Here is a 26,804-nt window from a genome sequence, read left to right as displayed (position 1 = left end):
GTGGCCGCATTCAGCCGATTCGGTCGTCGCGGCTCGGGGTCCGATCGGCGTCCAGATACCTCGACAGCACCGGGCCGATGACGGCGAGGGACTGCGGCTCGATCATGTCGTTGTGCCCGCAGTCCACCGGATGCTCGATGATCCGGCCGGTCACCAGCGGCCGCCACTCGTCCGCCGACCGGGCGCGGGTGGTGCCGTCGTCTTCGCCGGTCGCGGGGAAGATCAGCAGCTCACCGTCGTAGACCTGCGGCTCGAACCGGTGGACGAGTTCCCGCGAATTCTCGTATCCGGCGTTGATCCGCTCGAGGTGTTCTCCGCGCAGTCCGGAGTCGCTACCCCACGATTCGTTGAGCAGTTGCGCGGCCCGTTCGTACGTGAGTTCGCCGTCGGTGGCGACGACGAGGCCCAGCCCGCGGAGCAGATCCCGCATGTCGAGTTTCCCGAACAGCGGGTCCTCGCCGTTGTCGGGGTAGCTGTCCATGACGGCGAGGGTCGCGACGTCGTCGCCTGCCCGCTGGAGTTCGACGGCCATCGCGTGGGCGATGACCCCGCCCAGCGACCAGCCGAGCAGGTCGTACGGTCCCTCCAGCTGAATGGCCTTCATCTCCTCGACGTACCGGTGCGCGAGTTGCTCGATCGACCGGTATTCGCCGTCCCCGCTGATCGTGGGCAGTTGCAGACCGTACGCGCGGCGGTCGGCGGGCAGATACCGGACGAGGCCCGCGTACCCCCAGGACAGCCCTATTCCCGGGTGAACGCAGAACAGCGGTCGTCCGGTGCCCTCGGTGCGCAGCGGAATCACCACCGCCAGCGCCTCCGTCACTGCGCCCTCCGCCGACGGCAGTGCGATCCTGCGGGCGAGGCCGGACGGGGTGGGATCGAGGAACATCCACTGCAACGGGATCTTCCGATCGAGTCGCTCCTGCAAGGCGGCGACCGCCTTCGTGGCGAGCAGGGAGTTGCCGCTCCTCTCGAAGAAGTTGTCGTCGGCCCCGACCCGGTCCACACCGAGCACCTCGGCGAACACGTCCACGATCGCCGCCTCGAGGTCGGTGGCGGGCGGCCGGAAGCGGGTGCCCGAGAGGAACTCGGGAGCGGGCAGCGCGGCGCGATCCAGCTTGCCCACCGGCGTCAGCGGGATCCGGTCGAGCACGACGATCGCGGCGGGCACCATGTGGGACGGCAGCCGTTCACCGACGAGGCGGGAGAGTTCCGCGGTGTCGACGTCCGCGCCGCCGACCGGCCGGACGTAGGAGACGAGCAGCGGTTCCCCGGCCGGCCCGTCCCGGCCGATCGTGACGGCGAACCCGACGCCGGGGTGGGCGGTGAGGACGGCGTCGATCTCGCCGGGCTCGATGCGGAACCCGCGGATCTTCACCTGGAAGTCGCTGCGCCCGACGTATTCGAGCGTGCCGTCGCGGCGCCACCGCACCACGTCGCCCGTGCGGTACATCCGGTCGCCGGGGGCGCCCCAGGGGGCGGCCACGAAACGGGACGCCGTCAGACCGCACCGGCGGTGATACCCGGAGGCCAGGGCGCGCCCCGAGACGTACAACTCACCGACCACACCGACCGGCACCGGGCGCAGCCGGGAATCGAGCACCACCTCCGCGACGCCGCGGGTGGGTGCGCCGAGTGTGATCGGGTCGCCCGGCACCAGCGCGTCGCTGATGTTCGACATGATCGTCGTCTCGGTCGGCCCGTAGGCGTTGAACATCCGGCGGCCGGGCGCCCATCGCGCGACGAGTTCGGGTGGGCAGGCCTCACCGGCCACGACCAGCGTCCGCAGCGACTCGAAGCCCAGCGGGTCCATCGACGCCAGTGCGGTCGGGGTGACGAATCCGTGGGACACCCGCTCGTCGCTCAGCAGCGCGGCCAATTCGGCGCCGCCGTAGATCGTGGGGGGCGCGATGACCAGCGTCGCACCCGCGCAGAACGCCATGACGAGTTCGAAGACAGACGCGTCGAAACTCGGCGACGCGAAGTGCAGCACCCGCGAGCCTCGGGTGACGGCGAGACGGTCCCGTTCCTCCGCGGCAAGGTTCGCCAGGCCGCGGTGCGTGACGGCCACTCCCTTGGGGACGCCCGTGGATCCGGACGTGTAGATGAGATACGCGGGATGCGATTCGTGGAGCGGTGCGGTCCGGTCCGCGTCGGTGACGGGGTCCGGCGACTGCATACGGATCCGGTCGGCGTCCCGGACGTCGTCGAGCACGATCCAGGTCACGGCGGCGGGCAGCCGATCTCGGTGTTCCCGGACGGTCACGCCCGACACCGCACCCGAGTCGGTGAGCATGTGCTCGATCCGGTCGGGCGGATACCCGGGGTCGACGGGCAGGAACGCGGCGCCCGCCCGGGCGACGGCCCACACCGACAGCACCGATTCGATCGACCTCGACAGGCTCAGCGCGACAGTGGTTCCCGGTCCCGCACCGGCCTCGATCAGCCGGCGCGCCAGCCGGTTCGACGTCTCGTCGAGTTCGCGGTACGTGATCACCCGGCCCCGGTACGACAACGCGTCGGCGCCCGGGTCGAGTCGGACCGCGGCCGTCAGCAGGTCCGGCAGCAGAAGGTTCGGCGCGTCGGGTGCTCCGCGCGCCGGCGTGAGCGCCGCGACCTCGTCGGTGCCGAGGATCTCGATGTCGCCGACCGGGATGCCGGGTTCGGCGGTGACGGAGTCGAGGATGCGCACGAACCGTTCCGCGAAACCCGTCACCGTGTCGGCGTCGAACAGGTCGGTCGCGTAGTCGATCGCACCCGTCATGCCCGCCGGGGCGCCGTCGGTGTCGAACCGCTCGTCGAGGATCACCTCGAGGTCCACCTTGACGACGGCGAGGTCGGGATCGAGTCCCTCGACGCTCAGCCCGGGCAACCGCAGCGCGGGATTGTCGGTGTTCTGGAATTCGAGCGACACCTGGAAGAGCGGCGAGTGGGCGGTCGAGCGCACCGGGCCGACTGCGTCCACCACCCGTTCGAAGGGCAGGTCGGCGTGCGCGAAGGCACCGAGATCGGCGTCGCGGACCTGCGCGAGCAGGTCGCGGAACGGCTGCCCCGCCTCGATCGCGGTGCGCAGGGCCAGCGTGCCGACGAACATGCCGACGAGGTCGTCGAGCGCCGCCTCACCGCGGCCGGCGATCGGGGTGCCGATCGCCACGTCGCTCGTGCCGCCGAGCCGCCCGAGCAGGATGGCGAGTGCGGCGTGCACGATCATGAACTCGGTGGACCGGTGCTCGCGGGCCGCCGCCCGGATCCGCTCGTGCAGCCCCGCGTCGATCGTGAAGCCCACCCGGTCGCCGTGGAACGACTGTTGTGCGGGACGCCGGCGGTCGGTGGGCAGTTCGAGGAGTTCCGGCAGCCCGGCGAGCGCGGACTCCCAGTAGGACAGCTGCCGCGAGATCAGCGACCCGGGGTCGTCCTCCGAACCCAGCAGCCTGCGCTGCCACAGTGTGTAGTCGGCGTACTGGACCGGTAGCGGTGTCCATGCGGGAGCGCGACCGTGGGCTCGGGATTCATACGCCACCATCACATCCCGCACCAGCGGCGCCATCGAGAAGCCGTCGGCCGAGATGTGGTGCACCACGACGGCGAGGACCCGTGTGGTCCGGTCGAGCGTGAACAGGGCGATGCGCAGCGGGACCGCGGCGGCGACGTCGAAGCCGGCCGACACGAGCCGGGTGAGTTCTTCCCGGAGCCGGCTGTCGTCCGCGACCGCGGTCGGCGGAGGCATCGGCGCCGCCAGCGGGAGGATCTCCTGCACCGGTTCGCCGTCGCGGAGCGGGAATCGGGTGCGCAGCGACTCGTGTCTGGTCACGACGTCCGTGACCGCCAGCCTCAGCGCGTCCACGTCGAGGTCGCCGGTGAGCCGCACGACCATCGGGATGTTGTAGGCGGGCGAACTCGTGTCGAACTGGTTGATGAACCATATGCGCTGCTGGGCGTAGGACAGCGGGATGCGGCCCGGGCGGTCCCCGGCGGTCAGCGCGGGACGGCCGGACGGGCCCGCTCCCGCGTGCTCGATGCGCGCGGCGAACGCCTCCACGGTGGGCGCCTCGAACAACGCCCGCACGCCGATGTCGGTGCCGAGCGCGGCGCGCAGGCGGGCCACCGCGCGGGTGGCGCTCAGCGAGTTGCCGCCGAGGTCGAAGAATCCGGCGTCCGCGCTGACCCGGTCCAGTCCGAGCACCTCCGCGAAGACGTCGGCCACCGTCTCCTGCACCGGGTCGGCGGGTGCCCGGTATTCTCCAGCGCCGACGTCGAATTCGGGGGTGGGCAGGGCCTTGCGGTCGAACTTGCCGACGGCGTTCAGCGGGATCTCGTCCAGGACGGTGATCGACGACGGAACCATGTGGGCGGGCAGCCTGCTCGCGAGAGTGCGGGTGAGGTCGCCGGTGTCGAGGGTGTGCCCCGGGGCGGGCACGACATAGGACGCGAGGAGGGTGTCGCCGGCGGGGCCGCGGTAGGCGACCGTGACCGCGAACCGGACGCCGGGGACCGCCGCGAGCGTCGTGTCGATCTCGCCGAGTTCGATGCGGAATCCGCGGACCTTCACCTGGAAGTCGCTGCGGCCCAGGTATTCGATGGTGCGCCCGGCGGTCCAGCGCACGACGTCGCCGGTGCGGTACATCCGCTCGCCGGGACGGCACGGGTCGGCCACGAACCGCGTCGCGGTGAGCCCGGGGCGGCGGTGGTAGCCGCGCGCCAGTCCCGCGCCTGCGAGGTACAACTCCCCCGGAACCCCGGCCGGAACCGGCTGCAACCGCGAATTCAGCACCAGTTCCGTGACCCCGCGGATCGGTCCGCCGATGGTGATGCGCTCCCCCGGGGTCAGAGGATCGCTGATGTTGGACATGACCGTGGTCTCGGTCGGTCCGTACCCGTTGTGCAACCGGCGGCCCGGCGCCCACCGGGACACGAGTTCCGGTGGGCAGGCCTCGCCGCCGACCACGACGTCGGCGAACAGATCCAGCCCGGCGGGGTCGAGGGATGCGAGCGCCGCGGTGGTGACGAACGCGTGCGTGACCCGCCGGTCGCGGATCAGCTGGGCGAGTTCGTCGCCGCCGAACACGGTGGGCGGCGCGATCACCATCGTCGCCGCGGCACCGAACGCCTGAAGGTATTCGAACACGGATCCGTCGAAGCTCGGCGTCGAGAAGTGCAGCGTCCGGGACTTCCGGTCCGCCCCGAGGCGGGCGAGTTGGTCACGGGCGAAGTTGTCCAGGCCGCGGTGCGTCACGGTGACGCCCTTCGGCATTCCGGTGGAGCCCGACGTGTAGACGACGTACGCGGCGGAGTCGAGCGTGACCGGCGCCGTGCGGTCGCCGTCGTCGACCGGTGCCGCGGAACCGGCCGCGCACTCGGTGTCGAACGCGGGGTCGTCGAGGACGAGCCAGCGCATGCTGCCGGGCAGCCGGACGCGATGCTCGGACGTCGTCAGTCCGAGTGCGCATTCCGAGTCGGTGAGCATGTGCGCGATGCGTTCGTCGGGATAGTTCGGGTCGACGGGCACGAACACGGCCCCGGCCTTGGCCACCGCCCACACGCACAGCACGGACTCGATCGAACGCGGAATACCCACGGCCACCGATATTTCCGGTCCGAGGCCGCGACCGATCAGGGCACGCGCGAGCCGGGTGGACCGCTCGTCCAGCTCCCGGTACGACACCTCGACGTCGCCGGACGACAGGGCGACCGCTTCCGGGTCGACGGCGGCGGCCGCGGTGAAGATCTGCGCGAGAGTGCGGACGGACCCGGCCGGGCCACCGCGGACCGGCACCAGTTCCATCTGTTCCCGCTCGGTGAGCAGCGGCAACCGGGCCAGCGGCACATCGGGTCCGGCGCAGGCGTCGAGCACCCGCACCACCCGGTCGGCGATGTCCTCGACCTCTCCGGGGGCGAACAGGTCGGGGATGTACTCGAACTTCAGGTGCAGGCTCGCCGCCGCGGACGCGACGAGGCTCAGCGGGTAGTGGGCGGCGTCGCGGGCGTCGACGCCGGTGACGCGGAGCCCGGCGATGTCGGTGTCTTCCGACAGCCCGGCCCGGTCCACCGGGTACGACTCGAACACGGTGAGCGTGTCGAACCCGGCGCCGGGGCCGGCGGCGTCCCGGATCTCGGCGAGACCGGTGTAGTGGTGGTCGAGCATCGCCGCCTGCTCGGCCTGCACCCGCTCCAGCAACGCGCCGAGCGTCTCGTCGGGGCGCAGCGTGACGCGCACCGGCACGGTGTTGATGAACAGCCCGACCATCGTCTCGATGCCGGCGAGTTCCGGCGGTCTGCCGGACACGGTGGCACCGAACACGACGTCGTCGCGTCCGGTGAGCGTTCCCAGCACGATGCCCCACGCCGTCTGCAGGATGCTGTTGAGCGTGAGCCCGCGGGTGCGCGCGGATTCGCGCAGCCGGTCGGTCCGGTCCTCGTCGAGGTCGAACACCCACTCCCGCGACACGGCCGACAATTGCCGCGCCCGGTCCGCGGGGATCAGCAGCGTCGGTTCCTCGACCCCGTCCAGGGCGTCCGCCCAGGCCCGCGCGGACAGGCCCGTGTCGCGCCCGCTCATCCACGCCAGGTAGTCGCGGTAGTCCCGCACGCGGGGCAGCGGCGAGGGGTCGCCGTCCGTGGCGTACAGCGTGAGCAGTTCCCGGATCATCAGCGGCATCGACCAGCCGTCTAGCAGGATGTGGTGGTTCGTCGACACCAGTCGGCAGCGGCCGCCTGCCGTCCACACCAGCAGGAACCGGATCAGCGGTGCGGTGGCCATGTCGAAGGGGGTTGTCCGGTCGGCGGCCAGCAGTCGCTCGATCTCGGTTTCCGCCGCGTCCCCGTCCAGCCCGCTCAGGTCGATCTCCCGCCAGGGCACGGTGACCAGGCCGGAGACGATCTGCACGGCTCCGCCGTCGGCGTCGTGGCAGAACGCGCTGCGCAGGTTCGGGTGACGGTCGAGGAGCGCACCTGCGGCCCGGCGCAACCGTGCCGCGTCGACGTCGCCGGCGAGGTCCAGAATCAGCTGGACGAGATAGGCGTCCACCGACTCGTCGGCCAGTTCGGCGTGGAACAGCATGCCCGCCTGCAACGGCGACAACGGCCAGACGTCGGTCATCGCCGGGTACCGGCGTTCGAGGTCGTCGATCGCGCTCTGGCCGAGTCGGACGAGGTTCAGGTCGGACGGGGTGAAGCCGCCGCCACCGGACCTCGTGTGCTCGGACAGGGCCTCCAGCGCCCGCACCCACAGCCGCGCGAGTTCGCCGACGTCCTCCGCCGCGATCACCCCGACGGGGAACGACCAGGTCGCCGTGAGTACCGGGCCGGCGGCGGTGTCGGTGGTTCTGGCGTTGACGTCGACGACGGCCGCCGCGGGCAACCCGGAGTGCGCGGCGGCGGCGAGTCCCGCGTCGGAGACGGGCATCCAGTCGCCGCCGGGGGCGGTGCCCGCCCCGAGCCTGCCGAGGTAGTTGAAACTCACCTGCGGACTCGCCTGCGCCGACAGTTCCCGGGCCGTGTCGTCGTCGAGGTACCGGAGGAGCCCGAACCCGATGCCGTGGTCGGGGATCGAGTGCAGCCGCTCCTTCACCGCCTTGACCGCGTCGCCGGCGGCGGGGCCCGCGGCAAACGCGTCCGCCACGTCCACACGGTCCAGGTCGAGGCTCACCGGGAAGATCGTGGTGAACCAGCCGACCGTGCGCGCCAGATCGGCGCCGGGGACCACGTGTTCCTCCCGACCGTGTCCTTCGAGGTTCACGAGCGCGGCGGACGACTCGATCCCGCGGTCGCGTCGCCACCGGACGAGCGCCAGCGCCAGCGCCGTCAGCAACCCGTCCGCCACGTTCCCGTGGAACGCCTGCGGGAGCGAAGTCAGCAAGGTCTCGGTGACGGCGACGGGTACCTGGACCTCGACGTCGGAGGTCTGGATGTCGGCAGGCGTCAGCGGCCGCGACCCCAGCGGCGGGTCGGGGGTGTCGAGCATCCGCCGCCACAGGCCGAGTTCGGCTGCGCGGGAACGTTCCTGCGCGACGTCGGTGAGAGCGTGCGCCCATGTGCGCATCGACGTTCCGGTGTCGGGCAGGACGTGCGCCTCACCGGACAGCACGCGGGCGCAGGCGAGGGCGAGATCGGGGACGAGGATGCGCCACGACACCCCGTCGACCACCACGTGATGGGCGACGATCAGTAACCGCCCCGTCGCGGATTCTCCGGTGCTCGCGAACCACACCGCCTGCACCATCACACCCGACTCCGGGTCGAGGCGGCCTGCGGCGGCGTCCAATTCGCGGGACGCGGCGTCGGCGAACGAGTCCGCGGCGGCGAGCGGCACCGTGCGCACCACCTCGGTCGCCCGCACCCACCCCGGCGGCGCGGTCGCCATGATCCAGCGGTCGCTGCGGTACAGGCGCGCGCGCAGCATGTCGTGCCGGTCCAGGACGGCCTGCATCGCCGCGGTCAACGTGTCCTCGTCGAGTTCGGCGGGGGTCGTGAACAGCGCGGCCTGCGAGTACCGCCGGAAATCGCCGTCCCGGCCCAGCATCCAGCGCACGATCGGGGTCAGCGGGAACTCGCCGACGCCGCCGCCGGGCAACTCCTCGAGGGTGATCGTCTCCTCCCCCGACGTGGCGACCTCCGCGAGCGCGGCCACCGTCTTGCGTTCGAACACGTCCCGCGGGGTGATGACCACCCCGGACGCCTTCGCCCGGGTGACCAGCTGGATCGACATGATCGAGTCGCCGCCGACCGCGAAGAACGAATCGTCGACGCCCACCGTGTCGAGGCCGAGGACCTCGGCGAACAGGCCGGCGAGGATCCGCTCCGTCTCCGTCGCCGGTGCGCGGCCGAGCGACACCTGCCGACCGTAGTCCGGTTCGGGGAGCGCCCGGCGGTCGAGTTTGCCGTTCACGGTGAGGGGCAGGGCGTCGAGCACCACTACGGCGGCGGGCACCATGTGCGCCGCCAGCCGGCCCCCGACCGTGTCGACGATCCCGGCGGGGTCCAGCACCCGGCCCGCCTCGGGCACCACGTAGCCCACCAAGCGCTCGTTCCGCGCCAGCACCACCGACTGCGCCACACCGTCGCAGGCGAGGAGCGCCGACTCCACCTCGCCGAGTTCGATGCGGAATCCCTTGACCTGAACCTGGAAGTCGTTGCGGCCCAGATAGTCCAGCTGCCCGTCTCCGTTCCACCGGCCGAGGTCGCCGGACCGGTACATCCGCGATCCGGGGGTGTACGGGTCGGCCACGAACCGGGTCGACGTGAGCGCGAACCGGCCCAGGTAGCCGCGGGACACCTGCGCGCCGGACACGTAGAGTTCGCCGACCACTCCCTGCGGCACCGGGTGCAGACGGGAATCGAGCACGTGCACGCGCAGTCCGGGCAGGGCCCGGCCGATCACGGACGCCGACGCGGACGCGGCGAGTTCCCCGTCCAGCGGCAGGTGGCTGACGTGCACGGTGGTTTCGGTGATGCCGTACATGTTCACCAGCGCCGGGACGGTGTCTCCGTGTCGCGTGTACCAGCGGGTGAGCTGCCCCAGGTCGAGGGCCTCGCCGCCGAACACCACGACGCGCAGGGCCAGTTCGGTGCCGCCGGCCACCCGGTCCGCCTCGGCGAGTTGGTAGAAGGCGGTGGGGGTCTGATTCAGGACGGTGACGTTCTCGTCGCGCAGCAGTCGCAGGAACGCGTCGGGCGAGCGGGTGGTGAAGTAGTCGACCACCACCAGCCTGCCGCCGTGGAGCAGCGCACCCCACAACTCCCAGACGGAGAAGTCGAACGCCGCCGAGTGGAACATGGTCCACACGTCGGAGGCGTCGAAACCGAACAGCGGCTGCGTGTGCGCGAACAGGGTGGCCACGTTGCGGTGCGACACCTGAACGCCTTTCGGCTGACCCGTCGAGCCGGAGGTGTAGATGACGTACGCCACCGAGTCGGGGTGCAGGGGTCCGCTCCGATCGCCATCGGTCACCGGCAGCGGCGACGTGCGGTCGAGGTCTGCCACCGTCTCCGGGCTGTCGACGAGGACGGCGGGGATCCCGCTCGCCCGGACGGCGCCGGATTCGGCCTCGGTGGTCAGCACGCATACCGGCCGGGCGTCGGCGAACACGTACGCGAGCCGCTCTTCCGGATACGTGACGTCGACGGGCACATAGCCTGCCCCCGATTTCACCACCGCGAGCAGCGACACCACCAGGTCCACCGACCGTGCGGCGGCGACGGCCACCAGGGTCTCCGGGCCCGCGCCGCGCGCGATCAGCAACCGCGCCAGGCGATTCGCCCGGGTGTCCAGTTCTTCGTACGTGAGCGACGCGCCCTCGCAGACGACGGCCGTCGCGTCGTAGGACCGCTGCGCCGCCCGCTCGAAGAGTTCCACCAGCGTCGCGTGCGCTCCGACCGGTTCGGCGAGCGCGGGCAGCACCGACTCCCGCTCCGCCGGGTCCAGGATGTCGATGTCCCCCACCGGGATCGCTCCGGCCGCGGCGATCGAGTCGAGCACCCGCAGGAACCGTTCCGCGAACCGGGTCACCGTGTCGCGGTCGAGCACGTCCGTCGCGAACCGCAACCCGGCGGCGAGTCCGGCGGGTGCGCCGTCCTCGTCGACCTGTTCGGCGACGCTCAGTTCCAGGTCGAATTTCGCGACACGAAGGTCCACGTCGAGCGAGTCGACGGTGAGTCCCGGCAGCTCGAGGTGGGTGCCTTCCGCGTTCCGGAATTCGATGAGCACCTGGAACAGCGGGGTGTGCGACGTGGACCGCTCGGGGGCGAGGTGGTCGACGAGCCGCTCGAACGGGATGTCCGCGTGCTCGAACGCGCCGAGATCCGCGGCCCGGACCGCGGTCAGGACCTCACCGAACGACGCCCGCGGGTCCACCACCGTCCGCAGGACGAGGGTGTTGACGAACATGCCGACCACGTCGTCGAGTGCCGCCTGCCCGCGGCCGGCGACCGGCGTCCCCATCGTGACGTCGCCGGTGCCCGACAACCGCGACAGCAGCACGGCGAACGCCGCGTGCACCGCCATGAACAGGGTCGAATTGTGCTGGGCCGCGATCGTGTTCAGCGCCCGGTGCAGTCGCGCCGGTACGTCGAACTCGACGACGTCCCCGCGGTACGACCGCTGGGCGGGGCGAGGCCGGTCGACCGGGATCTGCAGCACCTCGGGCGCACCGGACAGCGTGTCCGTCCAGTAGCCCAGTTGCCTCGACATCACCGAGCCCGGATCGTCCACCGCTCCGAGGACGTCCCGCTGCCACACGCTGTAGTCGGCGTACTGCACCGGCAGCGGGGTCCACCCGGGTGTCTCCCCCACGGTCCGGGCGGTGTACGCGAGCATGACGTCGCGGGCCAGCGGCAGCATCGAGAACCCGTCGGCGGCGATGTGGTGCACGACGATGGCGAGGACGTGCTGCTCGGGTTCCAGTGCGAACAGCCGGGCACGGAACGGGATCTCGTCGCTCACGTCGAAACCCGTTCCGACCAGTGCCGCGACGGCGTCCCGCAGTGCACGGTCCCCGGACACGGGCACCGGGTCGAGGCCGGGGGTCGCCGGCCGGGGATCGACGATCACCTGGTGCGGTCCGTCGACCGACCCGGGGAACACGGTGCGCAGCGATTCCTGCCGCTCCACGACGTCGCCGACCGCCGCGTGCAGGGCGGCGCGATCGAGGGCGCCGGTCAGCCGCAGGGCGATCGGGATGTTGTAGGCGGGCGAGGACGTGTCGAACTGGTTGACGAACCACATCCGCTGCTGCGCCAGCGACAGCGGTATCCGGTCGGGTCGCGGCCCGGCGGCGAGCGACACCGACGGCGTCCTCGTCGACGCGGCCGAATCGATCCGGACCGCCAGATCGGCCACCACGGGCGCGTCGAACAGTGCGGCCACCCCGATCCCGGCGTCGAGGGCGGAGTTGATGCGCGCGACGGCCCGGGTGGCGCTGAGCGAGTCGCCGCCGAGGTCGAAGAAGCTGTCGTCCGCACCGACCCGCGGGGCGCCGAGCACCTCGGCGAACACGTCCGCGACGGCCTCCTCGACCGGCGTGGTGGGCGCCCTGTACCCGAGCGTCGCCGTGACGAATTCCGGTGCCGGCAGCGCCTTCCGGTCCAGTTTGCCGACAGGAGTCAGCGGGATCTCGTCGAGAACCACCACGGCCGCGGGCACCATGTACTTGGGCAGGATGCGGCCCGCGAACGCGAGCACGTCCGGCGCCGCCACCTCCTCGCCGTCGTGCGGCAGGACGTACGACACGAGCGCCGTGTCCCCCAGCGGGCCCGGCCTGCCGAGGGTCGCGGCGAAGTCGAGGTGCGGGTGGGTGGTGAGCACGGAATCGATCTCCCCCAGTTCCACACGCTGACCGCGGATCTTCACCTGGAAGTCGCTGCGCCCGAGGTACTCGAGGGTGTGGTCGCGACGCCACCGCACGACGTCGCCCGTGCGGTACATCCGGCCACGGCCGTGGGGGTTGGCGACGAACCGCTCCGCGGTGAGCGCCGCCCGCCGGTGGTACCCGCGGGCCAGAGCCGTTCCCGCGATGTACAACTCGCCGGGCACCCCGGCCGGGACGGGCTGCAGCCGGGCGTCGAGGACGGACAGTGCGATGCCACGGACGGGGCTCCCGATCGTGACCGGTTCTCCCGGCGCCATCGGTGCGCTGAAGGTGGTGAGGACGGTCGCCTCGGTGGGGCCGTAGCCGTTGAACATCGCCCGGTCGGCGCCCCACGTGGCCACCAGTTCGTCGCCGACGGCGTCGCCGGCCACGACGAGCGCCTCGAGGTGCTCGATGCCGTCGCGCTCCACGGTGGCCAGCACGGCCGGGGTGATGCAGGCGTGGGTGACCCGTTCGCGGCGCAGCAGGTCCGCGAGTTCCGCACCGCCGTAGACGTCGGGGGGCGCGATCACGAGCGTCGCCCCCGCCGCGCACGACTGGACGAGTTCGAGGATCGCCACGTCGAAGCTGGGTGAACAGATGTGCAGGCAGCGGGAATCCGACGACACGGTGTAGTGCTCGGTCTGCTCGGTGAGCAGGTTCGCCAGACCGCGGTGCGTGACCACGACACCCTTCGGCCTGCCGGTGGACCCGGACGTGTAGATCGCGTAGGCGGCGTGGTCGACGTCGAGTACCGACCGGCGGTCCAGGTCGGTGACACGGGCCGGGGAGGCGGCGGACCAGGTGCGCTCGAAGTCCGGATCGTCCAGCACCAGCCACGGCACGGAGCCGGGCAGCCGGCGCCGGTGCGCCGACGTCGTCACCCCCAGTGCCGCACCGGAATCGGCCAGCATGTTCTCGATGCGGTCGGCGGGATAGGTCGGGTCGACGGGCACGAACGCGGCTCCGGTCTTGGCGACCGCCCACACCGCGGGCACCGATTCCGGTGATCGGGGCAGCCCGAGCGCCACGAACGTCTCCGGCCCGGCACCCCGTTCGATCAGCACGCGGGCCAGCGCGCTCGACCGCTCGTCGAGTTCCCGGTAGCTCGTCCCCTGTCCGTCGAAGACGAACGCGGACGCGTCCGGCCGGTTCCCGGCAGAGGCCGTGAGGAGCTCGGGCAGCGTCCTCGGCGGCCCGGCGGGGGCGCCGCACACTGCGGTGTACTCCTCGAGTTCGGCCTCCGACAACAGCGTCAGGTGCGCGAGCGGGGTGTCGATGTCGGACAGCAGGATCTGCACGACCCGTGCGACACGGGCGGCCACCGACTCCGCGAACTCGCTGCCGAAGACGTTCGGCTGGTATCGCAGTCGCAGGTGCAGTGCCGTGTCGACGTGCGCCATCAGAGTGAACGGATAGTGGGTCGAGTCGATCCCCTCGATCCCGGCGACGTGCATGCCGCTAATGTCGGTGTCTTCCGACAGCCCCATCCGGTCGACCGGATACGACTCGAACACGGTGAGCGTGTCGAACGCGGCTCCCTCCCCGACGGCGCGCTGGATCTCGGTGAGTCCCAGGTAGTGGTGATCGAGCAGAGCCGATTGTTCGCGCTGGAAGCGCTGCAGCAGTTCGGCGAGCGTTTCCTCCCGGCGCAGGCGCAACCGGACGGGCACCGTGTTGATGAACAGCCCGACCATCGACTCGATGCCCTGGACCGCCGGTGGGCGGCCGGACACGGTGGCACCGAACGTCACGTCCTCCCGGGTGCCGAGCGTGGTCAGCACCAGCCCCCACGCCACCTGGACGAGGGTGTTCATCGTCAGTCCGCGCTCGCGCGCGAGGGCCTCGAGCGCGCGGGTCTTCTCCTCGCCCACCTCGAGGCGCACGTCCTCGGGTTCGGCGAAGGACTGTTCGCCGTGCGCCGCGGGCGCCACGAACGTCGGCTCGTCCGCGCCGGCGAGGGCGGACACCCAGGCGGCCGTGGACCGTTCGTGGTCCTGCCTGCCGATCCACTGCAGGTAGTCGCGGTAGGGCGTGACGCGGGGCAGGGCGGTCGGGTCGCCGTCCGTGGCGTACAGGACGAGCAGGTCCTTGATCACCAGCGGCGTCGACCAGCCGTCGAGGAGGATGTGGTGGTGGGTGAGGACCAGCCGGTGCCGGTCGGGTGCGTTGCGCAGCAACGTGAATCGGAGCAGCGGCGCCTCGGACATCTCGAACGGGACGGCGCGGTCGGCGGCCAGGAACGCGGTGTCGTCGAGGTCTGAGACATCGACGTCGGTCCACGGCGCGATCGCCGAATCGAGTACCACCTGCACCGGACCGTTGCCGGTGTCGGCGAACGCCACCCGGAGATTCGCGTGCCGGTCCAGCAGACCCTGCGCGGCGCGGCGCAGCCTCGCCGGGTCGACGGTGCCGCGCAGGTCGAGGACCAACTGCACCTGATAGGCGTCGAGGCGATGCTCGGACAGTTGCGCGTGGAACAGCAGACCCGCCTGCAGCGGGGACAGCGGCCAGATGTCGGCGAGGTCCGGGTACGTGCGCTCCAGCCGGTCGATGTCGGCCTGCCCGACGGACACCAGGTCGAGATCCGACGGGGTCAGCCCGCCCGCGCCCGGGGTGCCCGCATGCTCGGCGAGTGCGGTGAGCGCCCGCACCCACAGTGCGGCAAGCTCTTCCACATCCCCGGCTGCCAGTACACCGGTGGGGTACGACCACGTCGCCGTCAGCACCGGCGCCCCGTCCCGGACCGTGGTCGCGGCGTTGACGTCCACGACCCAGGCGGCAGGCATGTCGTGGTTCTGCGTCCCGCCGAGGTCCCCGCTGTCCGCGACCGGCAACCAGGGCACGTCGCCTGCGTTCGTCGCCACCCGGCCGAGGTAGTTGAAACTCAGCTGCGGCGGCCGGAATCGGCGCAGTCCTGCGGAGTCGCCGGGGTCCAGGTACCGCAGCATGCCGTACCCGATGCCGTGATCGGGGATGGCGAGCAGTTGTTCCTTGACGGCCTTGATCGCGGCCCCGGCCGCGTCGTCGCTGTTGATCGCGGCCCCGGCCGAATGGTCGGCGGCGAGTGCGGCGTCGACGTCGATGCCGGTGAGGTCGAGTCGTGCCGGGAAGAGGGTAGTGAACCATCCGACGGTGCGGGACAGGTCGGCGCCGGGCACGACGTGGTCTTCGCGGCCGTGGCCCTCGAGGTTGATCAGCACGTCGGCCGTGTCGATCCCGCGGTGCCGCCGCCACCGGATCATCGCCAGAGTGAGGGCGGTGAGCAGGCCGTCGCCGACGGCGCCGTGGAACGCGGCGGGCAGCGTGGTGAGGAGTGCGTCGGTGACGCCGGTGGGCACGTCCACGACGACGCGGCCCGTCGTGGCGTCGACGTCGACGGCCGGATCCAGCGGCCGGGAGCCGAGAAGCGGATCGGGTCCGTCCAGGATCGACTGCCACAGTGCGCCTTCGGCGTGCCGGGACCGCGCGGCATCGGTGAGCCCGTGCGACCATCGCCGCATCGACGTCCCGACCGCGGGCAGAGCGGCGGGCAGACCCTCGGCGACGCGGGTGTGGGCGGCCGCGAGATCCGCGATCAGGATCCGCCAGGACACGCCGTCGACGACGAGATGATGCGCGACCAGCAGCAGGCGCCCCAACCCGTCCGGGCCGTCGAACCAGAGCACCTGCACCATGCTGGCCGCGGCCGGGTCCAGCCGGTCGGCCGCCGCGTTCAGTTCCGCCCTCGCGACCGCAGCGAAGTCGCCGACGTGGAACGACGTCACGGGCACGCGGTGGATCAGCGCGTCGGCCCGCACCGATCCGGTCGGCAGCACCGTCATCGCCCACCGTCCCGCGTCGTCGGCGGCGAGTCGCGCGCGGAGCATGTCGTGACGGTCCAGCACGGCGTCGACGGCGGCGGCGAGATCCTCGCGGGTGAGGCCGCGTGGTGCGGTGACCGGCACCGACTGGGAGAACCGGTCCAGCCTGCCGCCGCTGCGGTCGAGCATCCACGCGACGACGGGGGTCAGCGGCACCGGGCCGATTCCGCCGCCGGGAAGTTCCTCCAGCACCACGGCATCGGCGCGTTCGTGGTGGGCCACCTCGGCGAGACCGGCGACGGTCCGGCGCTCGAACACGTCTCGCGGGGAGAGGATCAGTCCGGCGGCCTTCGCGCGGGCCACCAGTTGGATCGACATGATGCTGTCGCCGCCCAGCGCGAAGAACGAGTCGTCGACGCCCACCGCGGCGAGGCCCAGAACGTCCCGGAACAGGCCGGCGAGCAGCGCCTCCGTCTCGGTCCGCGGCGGCCGGCTGTCGGTGACGGTGACGCCGAAGTCCGGTTCCGGCAGTGCCTTTCGGTCGATCTTGCCGTGCACCGTCACCGGGAGCGCGGCGATCACCAGAACGGCGGCGGGCACCATGTACGACGCGAGCCGGGTGCCCGCGAACTGCAGGATCTCGCCCGGATCGACGGCCGCGCCGGGTTCGGGGACGACGTACCCGATCAGCCGCGGGCCGGAGTGTCCGTCCCGGCGCACGTCCGCGACCGCCGCCGCCACGTTCTCGTGGGCGAGCAGCGCCGACTCCACCTCGCCGAGTTCGATGCGGAATCCGCGGATCTTCACCTGGAAATCGGTGCGCCCGAGGTAGTCGAGTTGCCCGTCCGCCGTCCAGCGCACGAGGTCGCCGGTCCGGTACATCCGGCTGCCCGGCGGCCCGAACGGGTTGGCCACGAAGCGTTCCGCGGTGAGGGCGTGCCTGCCGTGATAGCCGCGCGCGAGCGCGGGGCCCGCGAGGTACAGCTCCCCGGCCACCCCTGCCGGTGCCGGGTGCAGTCGCGCGTCGAGGACGGTCTCGGTGAACCCGAGTGTCGGGGCGCCGATCGTGACCGGTTCGCCCGGCGCCAGCGGGGTGCTGATGCTCGACACCACCGTCGACTCGGTCGGACCGTAGGCGTCGAACATGGTCCGGCCCGGCGCCCAGCGTGCCACCAGTTCCGGCGGGCAGGCCTCGCCTCCGGTCACCACGCACCGCACGCTCTCGAGGCCGGCGGGATCGACGGAGGCGAGCGCCGCCGGCGTGACGAAGCAGTGCGTGACCCGCTCGCGCCGCAGCAGGTCCGCCAAATCCTCGCCGCCATAGACGGACGGGGACACGATCACCATCGTCGCGCCCGGCCCGGTCGCCAGCATCAGTTCGAGTACCGAGGCGTCGAAGCTCGGCGACGCGAAGTGCAGGGTCCGGGACGCCGCCGTGGTGCCGAACGTGTCCTGCTCCGCCGCAGCGAAATTCGCCAGACCGCGGTGTGTGGTCACGACGCCCTTCGGCCTGCCGGTCGATCCCGATGTGTAGATCACGTACGCGGGGTGGTCGACGTGCAGGGCCGCCGCGCGGTCGGTGTCGGTCACCGGCGTCGCCGGGAACAGTGACAGTTCGGCGTCGGTGCCGGGGTCATCGAGCAGCAGCCACGGGATCGACGCGGGCAGGGCGGACCGCACCGCGGCCGTGGTGAGACCGGCGACGGCGCCCGAATCGCCGAGCATGTACTCGATGCGCTCGGCCGGATGGTTCGGGTCGACCGGCAGGAACGCGGCCCCGGCCTTGGCCACCGACCAGACGGCCAGCACGGATTCGATCGACCGCGGCAAGGCCAGCGCCACCACCTGTTCCGGGCCGATGCCGCGCCCGATCAGGAGCCGGGCGAGCCGGTCCGACCGTTCGTCGAGATCGCGGTAGGGCACCCGGTGTCCGTCGAAGACCAGTGCCGCGGCATCCGGGTCCGCGGCGGCGGCCGTCAGCAACTGCGGCAGCGTCCGCGCCGGCACGCCGGGGCCCCCGCTCACCGGCGTCAGGGCGGTCCGCTCGCCGGCGCCGAGGACGTCGACGTCGCCGACCGGGGCGTCCGGCGAGTCGGTGACGGCGCCCAGGATCCGGACCAGGCGCTCGGCGAACGCGGCCACCGTGTCCTCGTCGAAGATGTCGGTGGCGTATCCCAGCGCCGCGCTGATCCCGGCGGGACGACCGTCGGCGTCGACGTTCTCCCGCAGGGTCAGCTGGAGGTCGAAGTTGATCGTGTCGAACGCGAGGTCGAGGGGTTCGACGTGGAGACCGGGCAGCTCCAGCTCGGGGCGCTCGGTGTTCTGGAATTCGAGCATGACCTGGAACAGCGGTGAGTACTCCGTCGACCGGGAGGGGCGCAGGCTCTCCACGACGCGTTCGAACGGGACGTCCGCGTGCGTGAACGCGCCGAGGTCGGTGTCGCGGACCTGCGCGAGCAGTTCGGTGAACGTGCTCGAGCCGTCGACGTGGGTGCGGAGCACGAGGGTGTTCACGAACATTCCGACCAGGTCGTCGAGTTCGGCCTCGCCGCGGCCGGCGATCGGTGTGCCGACGGCGACGTCGTCCGACGCGCTCAGCCGCGACAGCAGGACCGCCAGTGCGGCGTGCAGCGCCATGAACACGGTCGACCCGTGCCTGCGCGCCACCTGCACGACACCGTGGTGGAGGTCGGGGTCGATCCCGAACTCGACGCGGCCCGCGCCGAGGGTGCGGGCGGCCGGGCGTGGCCGGTCCGTGGGCAGTTCCAGCACGTCGGGGATGTCGGCGAGAGTTGCGGTCCAGTACGTGAGTTGGCGGGCGAGCGGCGACTCCTCGTCGTGCTCGTCGCCGAGCCGGTCCCGTTGCCAGAGTGTGTAATCGGCGTACTGGACGGGCAGCGGGGTCCAGTCGGGTGCCACACCGTGGGCGCGGGCCGTGTACGCCGACAGGACGTCGCGGGCGAGCGGGACCATCGAGAAACCGTCCGCCGCGATGTGATGCACCACCACCGCCAGCACGTGCTCGTGCTCGCCGGCCGCGAACAGCCGGGCCCGCAGCGGCGCCTCCGTCGTCACGTCGAATCCCGCGGAGAGCAGGCGGTGGAGTTCCGCGTCGACGTCCGACGGCGCGACGGCGTGCGGTGTGAGATCAGGCGCCACGGACTCCGGCGGCAGGATCACCTGCCGCGGGCCGCTGTCGGTGAGCGGGAAGACGGTGCGAAGGGATTCGTGGCGTTCGACGACGTCGGTGACCGCCGCCTGCAACGCAGCCACGTCGAGTGTTCCGGTAAGGCGGAGCGCGATCGCGACGTTGTATGCCGCACTGGCCGTGTCGAATTGGTTGGCGAACCACATCCGCTGCTGCGCGAGTGACACGGGGACCTCCCGCGACGGATCCCGTGGGGCGGGCGCAGGCCGGGAGTCCGCCCGGGATTCCCCGGCCTCGGCGCGGGCGGCGAGCCCGGCGACGGTCGGGGCGTCGAACACGTCCCGCACGCCGAGGCGGTCGCCGACCGCCGCGTTGATGCGGGCGACGAGCCGGGTCGCGGTCAGGGAGTTCCCGCCGAGCGCGAAGAAGCTGTCGTTCGCCCCCACCCGGACGATGCCGAGGAGGTCGGCGAACACGGCGGCGACGATCTCCTCCACCGGGTTGCGCGGGGCGACGAATCCCACCGTCGCCGTGCCGAAGTCGGCGTCCGGCAGCGATTTCCGGTCGAGCTTGCCGTTGACGGTGAGGGGCAGGGCGTCGATCACCACCACCGCGGCGGGCACCATGTACGACGGCACGCTCGCCCCGACCGCGGCGAGAACGGCCGCCGCGTCGACGTCCGCGCCGGCCTCCGGGACCACGTAACCCACCAGCCGGTCGCCGTCCCGCTCGTCGCCGCGCACCACGACCACCGACTGCGCCACACCGGCGCACGCGGCGAGGGCGGCCTCCACTTCGCCGAGTTCCACCCGGAATCCGCGCAGCTGCACCTGGAAGTCGCTGCGCCCCACGTACTCGAGCCGCCCGCCCGCACCCCACTTCACGATGTCGCCCGACCGGTACATGCGCGTCCCGGCCCGGCGGTGGTCGAACGGGTCGGCGACGAACCGCGTCGCGGTCAGCCCCTGCCGCCCGATGTAGCCGCGGGTCACCTGGTCGCCGGACACGTACAGCTCGCCCACCACCCCGGGCGGCACCGGATGCAGCCGGTCGTCGAGGACGTAGACGCGCAGTCCGGGGAGTCCGCCGCCGATGACCGAGCCGGACACGGACGCGGCCAGCGCCCGGTCGAGGGCGAGGTAGCTGACGTGCACGGTGGTCTCGGTGATGCCGTACATGTTCACCAGCACGGGGGCGCGGTCGTCGTGCCGGGTGTACCACTTCTCGAGTTGCCCGACGTCGAGGGCCTCGCCGCCGAAGATCACGTGCCGCAACGACAGTGGCGTTGCGTCGCCGTCCTCGACGGCGCTCGCCGCGCGATCCGCCTCCGTCAGCTGGTAGAACGCCGTCGGCGTCTGGTTCAGCACCGTCACCCGTTCCCGGCGGAGCAGTTCGAGGAACGTGTCCGGCGAGCGTGCGGTGAAGTAGTCGACCAGCACCAGCCGGCCGCCGTGGACGAGCGCACCCCACAGTTCCCAGACGGAGAAGTCGAAGGCGTACGAGTGGAACAGCGTCCACACGTCGGACGAATCGAACCCGAACAGGTCCCGGGTGTTGGCCAGCAGCGCGACGACGCACCGATGCGACACCTGGACGCCCTTCGGCCGCCCCGTCGATCCCGACGTGAAGATGACGTACGCGACGGCGTCGCCCCACAGCGGCCGCAGCCGGTCCGAGTCGGTGACCGGCAACCCGGGCAGTTCCGCGACCGCACGGACCGTCGCCGGATCGTCGACCACCACCACCGGCAGTCCGGCCGGGGCCGACGAGGCGAATTCCGCGCTCACCACGGCGCAGACGGGCTGCGCGTCCTCGAACATCGCCGCCACCCGCTCGGCGGGATAGCTGGTGTCGACCGGGACGTACCCGCCGCCGGCCGCGAGCACCGCCAGCAACGTCACCACGAGGGCAGGCGTGCGATCGACCATCACCGCGACCAGCGACTCGGTGCCCACACCCTCGGCGATCAGCAACCGGGCCAACCGGTTCGACCGCTCGTCCAGTTGGCCGTAGGTCAGCGTCTCGTCGCCGCACACGATCGCGGTGGCGTCCGGGGTCGCCGAGGCCACCCGCGCGAACAACTCGACCACCGTCTGCGCGTCGGCGGCGACACCCTTACGGTTCCAGCGGTCCAGCACCAGGTCGCGCTCGACTGCACCGAGAACCGGGATGTCCCCCACCACCACCGCCGGGTCGTCGACCACCGCCCGCAGCACCCGGACGAAGCGTTCCCCGAACCCCTCCACCGACGACCGGTCGAACACGTCCGTCGCGTACAGGAAGGCGGCCGACATCCCGGCGGCGGTGCCCTTCTCGTCGTGGTATTCGGCGAGCGACAGCTGGAGGTCGAATTTGGCCACCCCCGGGTCTACGTCGACGGCTTCGACGGTCAGGCCCGGCAGTTCGAGGTGGGCACGCACGGTGTTCTGGAATTCGAGCAGCACCTGGAACAGCGGCGAGTGGGACGTCGACCGGCCCGGAGCAAGCTCGTCGACAACGCTCTCGAACGGGACGTCCGTATGCCCGAACGCGCCCAGATCCGTGTCTCGGGCCCGCGCCAGCACGTCGGTGAACACCTCACCCGGCTCCACCGGAGTCCGCAGCACCAGCGTGTTGACGAACATCCCCACCAGGTCGTCCAGCGCCGCCTCGCCGCGACCCGCGATCGGGGTGCCGATGGCGACGTCCCCCGATCCGGTCATCCGCGACAGCAGCACGGCGAGCGCCGCGTGCATCACCATGAACAGCGTCGCGTTGTGCTCGCGTGCGAGGAGGAGCAGTTTCCGGTGCAGGCCGGAATCGATTGGGAACGCCGCGGTCGCCCCCGCGAGCGAGCGGGTGACCGGCCGGTTCCGGTCGAGCGGGAGCGCGCTGACTTCCGGGAGGTCGGCCAGCATTTCGCGCCAGTACTGCAATTGCCGGGACATGAGGCTGTCCGGGTCCTCGGCACTGCCGAGCAGGCGACGCTGCCACACGCTGAAGTCGGCGTACTGCACGGGCAGCGGCTCCCAGCTCGGCAGGGTCCCGGACCGGCGCGCCGAGTAGGCGACGATCAGGTCGCGGGCCAGCGGCGCGAGCGACGCCCCGTCGGCGGCGATGTGGTGCACCACGATCACGAGCACGTGTTCGTCCGGGCCGGTCCACAACAGGGCCGCGCGCAGCGGGACCTTCGCGCTCACGTCGAACCCGCCCTCGAGGAGGGTCGCGATCCGGTCGTGCAGCGACTCGTCGCCGTCGACCTGGGGGGTGAGGTCGGGAACGACGTCCGCGGTGTCGACGACCACCTGGTACGGCCCGTCCTCCGACGCGGGGTACTTGGTGCGCAGCGACTCGTGCCGCTCGATCACGTCCCCCACCGCGGCCCGCAGCGTATCCGCGTCCAGGGGTCCGATGAGCCGCACGGCCATCGGGATGTTGTACGCCACCGACGACGTGTCGAACTGGTTGATGAACCACATCCGCTGCTGCGCCAGCGACAGCGGAACCCGCTCGGGCCGCTCCCCGACGGTCAGGGGTGGCCGGTCCACGAGTTCCGTGCCCGCCCGGCGGACGTGCGCGGCCAGCAGTTCGGCGGTCGGAGCCTCGAACAGCGCGCGCACCCCCACGTCCGAACCGAGGGCCGCGTTGACCCGGGCGATCACCCGCGTCGCGACGAGAGAGTTGCCGCCGAGGTCGAAGAAGCTGTCGTCGACACTGATCCGCTCGACGCCGAGGACCTCGGTGAACACCTCGGCGATCGCCTCCTCGACCGGGTCGGCAGGCGCCTTGAACTCGGCCGCCGCGGACAGGAACCGCGGCTCCGGCAGCGCCGCGCGGTCCAGCTTCCCGACCGGGTTCAGCGGGATCTCGTCCAGCACCACGATCACCGAGGGAACCATGTACGCCGGCAACCGGTTCCGCACCTGCCGCAGTAGTTCCGACGTCACGATCGGCCTGCCCGGAGCCGGGACGACGTAGGACACCAGGACCGTGTCCCCGGACGGTCCCGGCCTGCCGATGGTGACGGCCAGTCGCACGTCCGGATGCGTCTGCAGCATCGCGTCGATCTCACCGAGCTCGATGCGGAACCCTCGGACCTTCACCTGGAAATCGCTGCGCCGCAAGTACTCGAGCGTGTGGTCGGGCCGCCACCGCACCACGTCGCCGGTGCGGTACATCCGGCCCCGGCCGTACGGGTCGGCGACGAACCGCGCCGCGGTGAGACCCGGGCGGCGGTGATAGCCCCGCGCCACCCCGGCACCGGCGATGTACAGCTCACCCGGTACCCCGACGGGTACCGGATGGAGCCGGGCGTCGAGCACCATTTCCTCGACGCCCCGGAGCGGCCCACCCAGCGTGATGGGGTCACCGGGGGTCATCGGTGCGCTGATGTTCGCCATGATCGTGGTCTCGGTCGGACCGTACGCGTTGTGCAGCCGGCGGTCCGGCGCCCAACGGGCGACGAGGTCGGGCGGGCAGGCCTCGCCGCCCACGACCACGTCGAGGAAGTCGCCGAGCGAATCGGGCGGGATCGTTCCCAGCGCCGCGGTGGTGACGAAGCCGTGCGTGACGCGCTCCGACCGCAGCAGGTCGGCCAGTTCGGCGCCGCCGTACGCGGTCGGCGGCACCACCACCATGGTCGCGCCCACCCCGAAGGCCTGCAGGTATTCGAACACGGATGCGTCGAAGCTGGGGGTCGAGAAATGCAGCGTTCGAGACGATCTGGTGGCGCCGAACCGCTCCTGCTGATCGGCGGCGAAGTTGTCCAGCCCGCGGTGGGTGACGGTGACGCCCTTCGGCTGCCCCGTCGAACCGGACGTGTAGATCAGGTACGCGGCATTGTCGAGGTGCAGGGGCCGAATGCGGTCCGAGTCGGTCAGCGGATTGTCCGGGCGGGCGGCGCACTCGGCGTGGAAGTCCGGATCGTCCAGCACGCACCACGGAATCGAATCGTGCAGGCGGCCGCGCACCGACTGCTCCGTCAGACCGAGCACCACACCCGAATCGGCAAGCATGTAGTCGATCCGGTCGGCCGGGTAGTTCGGGTCCACCGGCACGAACGCCGCCCCCGTCTTCGCGACCGCCCAGACGGACGCCACCGACCTGAACGACCGCGGCAACGCCAGCGCGACGAACGATTCCGGTCCCACACCCTGGTCGATCAGGATCCGCGCGACCTGCGTCGACCACCGGTCCAGCTCGCGGTAGGACAATTCTTCGCCCTGCCGGGTCAGGGCCGTCGCCGCCGGATCCAGTGCCGCGGCATCGGCGAACAGGCCGGGCAGGGTGCGCTCTGACCGGGCAGGCAGGCCCCGGACCGGTGTCAACGCGGAACGTTCGGCCACGGACAGGATCTCGATGTCACCGACCGGAACGTCCGGCCCGGCCGTCATCGCACCGAGGATGCGCAGGTACCGTTCGGCCGCCACCCGGATGGTGTGGGCGTCGAACAGGTCTGCGGCGAAACCGAATTCGACGGTGGCCCCGGCCGGTCCCCCCGACTCGCCGACCGCTTCCGTCACGGACACGCACAGGTCGAGGCCGGGGAACTCCGCATCCGGGGAGCCGGCGGGCCGGGTGTCGAGCAGCACCTGGACGATCGGCGCGTACGCCTCCGACACCGACACGCCAAGTTCCCGCACCAGACGGTCGAACGGAACCCCGATGTGCGACAACGCCTCCGCGGCGACGTCCCGGACGTGAGCCAGGTAGTCGCGGCACGACACCTCGCCCGCGTACCCCGAACGCACCACCACGGTGTCCGTGCGGTCACCCACGTCCGCTGCCGTCCCGACTGCGATGTCGCTGCTCCCGGTGACCCGGCCGAGCAGGATCGACAGAGCGGTGAGGAACACCGTGCGGCCGGCGGTGCCCGCGTCTTCGGCCAGCGCGGCCACCCGGCGGTGCAACTCCGCAGACACCACCACGGTGACCCGGTCGCTCTCCGGCGACAGCCTGGCGGGCCGGCGCCGGTCGGTGGGCAACGGCAGGAGGTCGGGCAACCCATCCAGTCGCCGGCGCCAGTACTCGACTTCCCGGGCCTCGCCCAGCAACCGTTCCCCGATGCGGGCGCTTTCCTCGTGGATGTCGCCCACCCGGGACGCCGGGTTCGCGGTGGCCAGTTCCGCGAGCAACTCCACGAACTGCCGATGGTGTTCCCGCAGTTCGCCACGCTCGTAGCGGCTGGGGTTCGCACGGAAGTCGACGAAGATCCTGGTGGGCGTGCCGCTCTGGTACACGTTGATCAGCAGGTCCTCCACCGGACCCGAGGTGACGATGTGGAAGTCGCCCACCAGCGAACCCAGCGCCACCTCCTGGCGGAACAACATGACGTTCACCATCGGCCCGTACAACTCCGTCGATGCGGTGTCGCCGGCGTCACGTCGGATGTCGTCGAGGCTGCACCGCTGGTGCCGCAGTGCCGCGACCAGCTCACGCTGGACCTGCTCGATCAGGTCCGCGACGGTGTCCTCGGCCCGGACGCGGACGGGCATCGGAGCGACGTTGACGAGCATGCCGCCGGAATTGCGCAGCACCGCCGTCGTGCGCGCCGACACCGGGATGGTCACCAGCACATCGGTTCTGCCGGTGCGGCGCGCCAGGTAGCACGCCGCGGCCGCGATGATGGTCGCCGCCGACGGGCTGTCGCGGGAATCGAGAACGGCCACCACGTCGTCGGAGAGGACGGCACTCTCCACCGTGCTGGCGGCCGACACGTGTCCCGCCGTCCGCGCCAGTGTGGTGCCCTCGACCCCGGCGACCCGCTCCGCCCAGTACTCGCGGTCGGTCAGGAAACGGTCCGAGGCGCGGTACCGGCTGTCGATGTCGTACAACTGCCGCAGGCTGACCGCCCTGTTCGGATCCGGTTCGCGGCCCGCGACTTTCGCGGAGTACCGGTGCGCGATGCGGCGCAACATCGTCATCGCACCGTAGCCGTCGAGGGCGACGTGGTGAATCCTGCTGTACCACAGGAAGTGCGCGTCCCCGGTCTGCAGGATCGACGTCTCCACCAGCCGGTCTGCGCTCAGGTCGATCGGCGTGACGTAGTCACGCTCCATCCATTCGTGCGCCGCCGCCATAGGATCCTCTTCGGCGCGGAAGTCGACGTACGCGATCGACGTGTCCGTCCGATGGTCCACGTACTGCAGCGGGCGGCCGTCGACGTCGTAGACCTTCAGGAACGGCGATTCGAATTCGCGGGCCGCCTCCACCGTCTCCTGCCGCAACAGGTCCATGTCCAGCGCACCGCGGAACTCGACGTACTGGGCGATGAAGATCGGGACCCGCGGTTCCAGTTGCTGTGCGAACCAGGTGGCCCGCTGCGCCGCCGACAGCGGAATCGGTTCGCCGCCGTCCGGGGCGGAACCGTCCGATCGCTGTCCCGGGACGCGCAGGTCCGCGGGGCGGCGCGTATCCCCCGCCCCTGGAACGGGTCCTTCACCTTGTCCAGGGCACACTAGAACTCGACCTCGCCCCGCCCAACCAGGACGGACGCACTCTTTCGAGTATCCGCCCGCGCGGCGTTCCGGGTCC

The 26,804-nt window shown here is 71.5% G+C and carries 1 protein-coding gene; it reads right to left on the bottom strand.

The window, feature by feature from the left end:
* Nucleotides 1–10: 10 nt before the first annotated feature.
* A complete protein-coding gene (locus I1A62_RS35725; protein ID WP_219456943.1) occupies nt 11–26,728 on the bottom strand; it encodes a non-ribosomal peptide synthase/polyketide synthase in 26,718 nt (8,905 codons plus the stop codon).
* Nucleotides 26,729–26,804: the final 76 nt, after the last annotated feature.

It is taken from the genome of Rhodococcus sp. USK10 (genome assembly GCF_019378875.1).
GTDB lineage: Bacteria > Actinomycetota > Actinomycetes > Mycobacteriales > Mycobacteriaceae > Rhodococcus_F > Rhodococcus_F pseudokoreensis.
The sequence above is the reverse complement of the archived record's forward strand: the minus strand, read 5'-3'. Positions and strand labels throughout refer to the sequence as shown.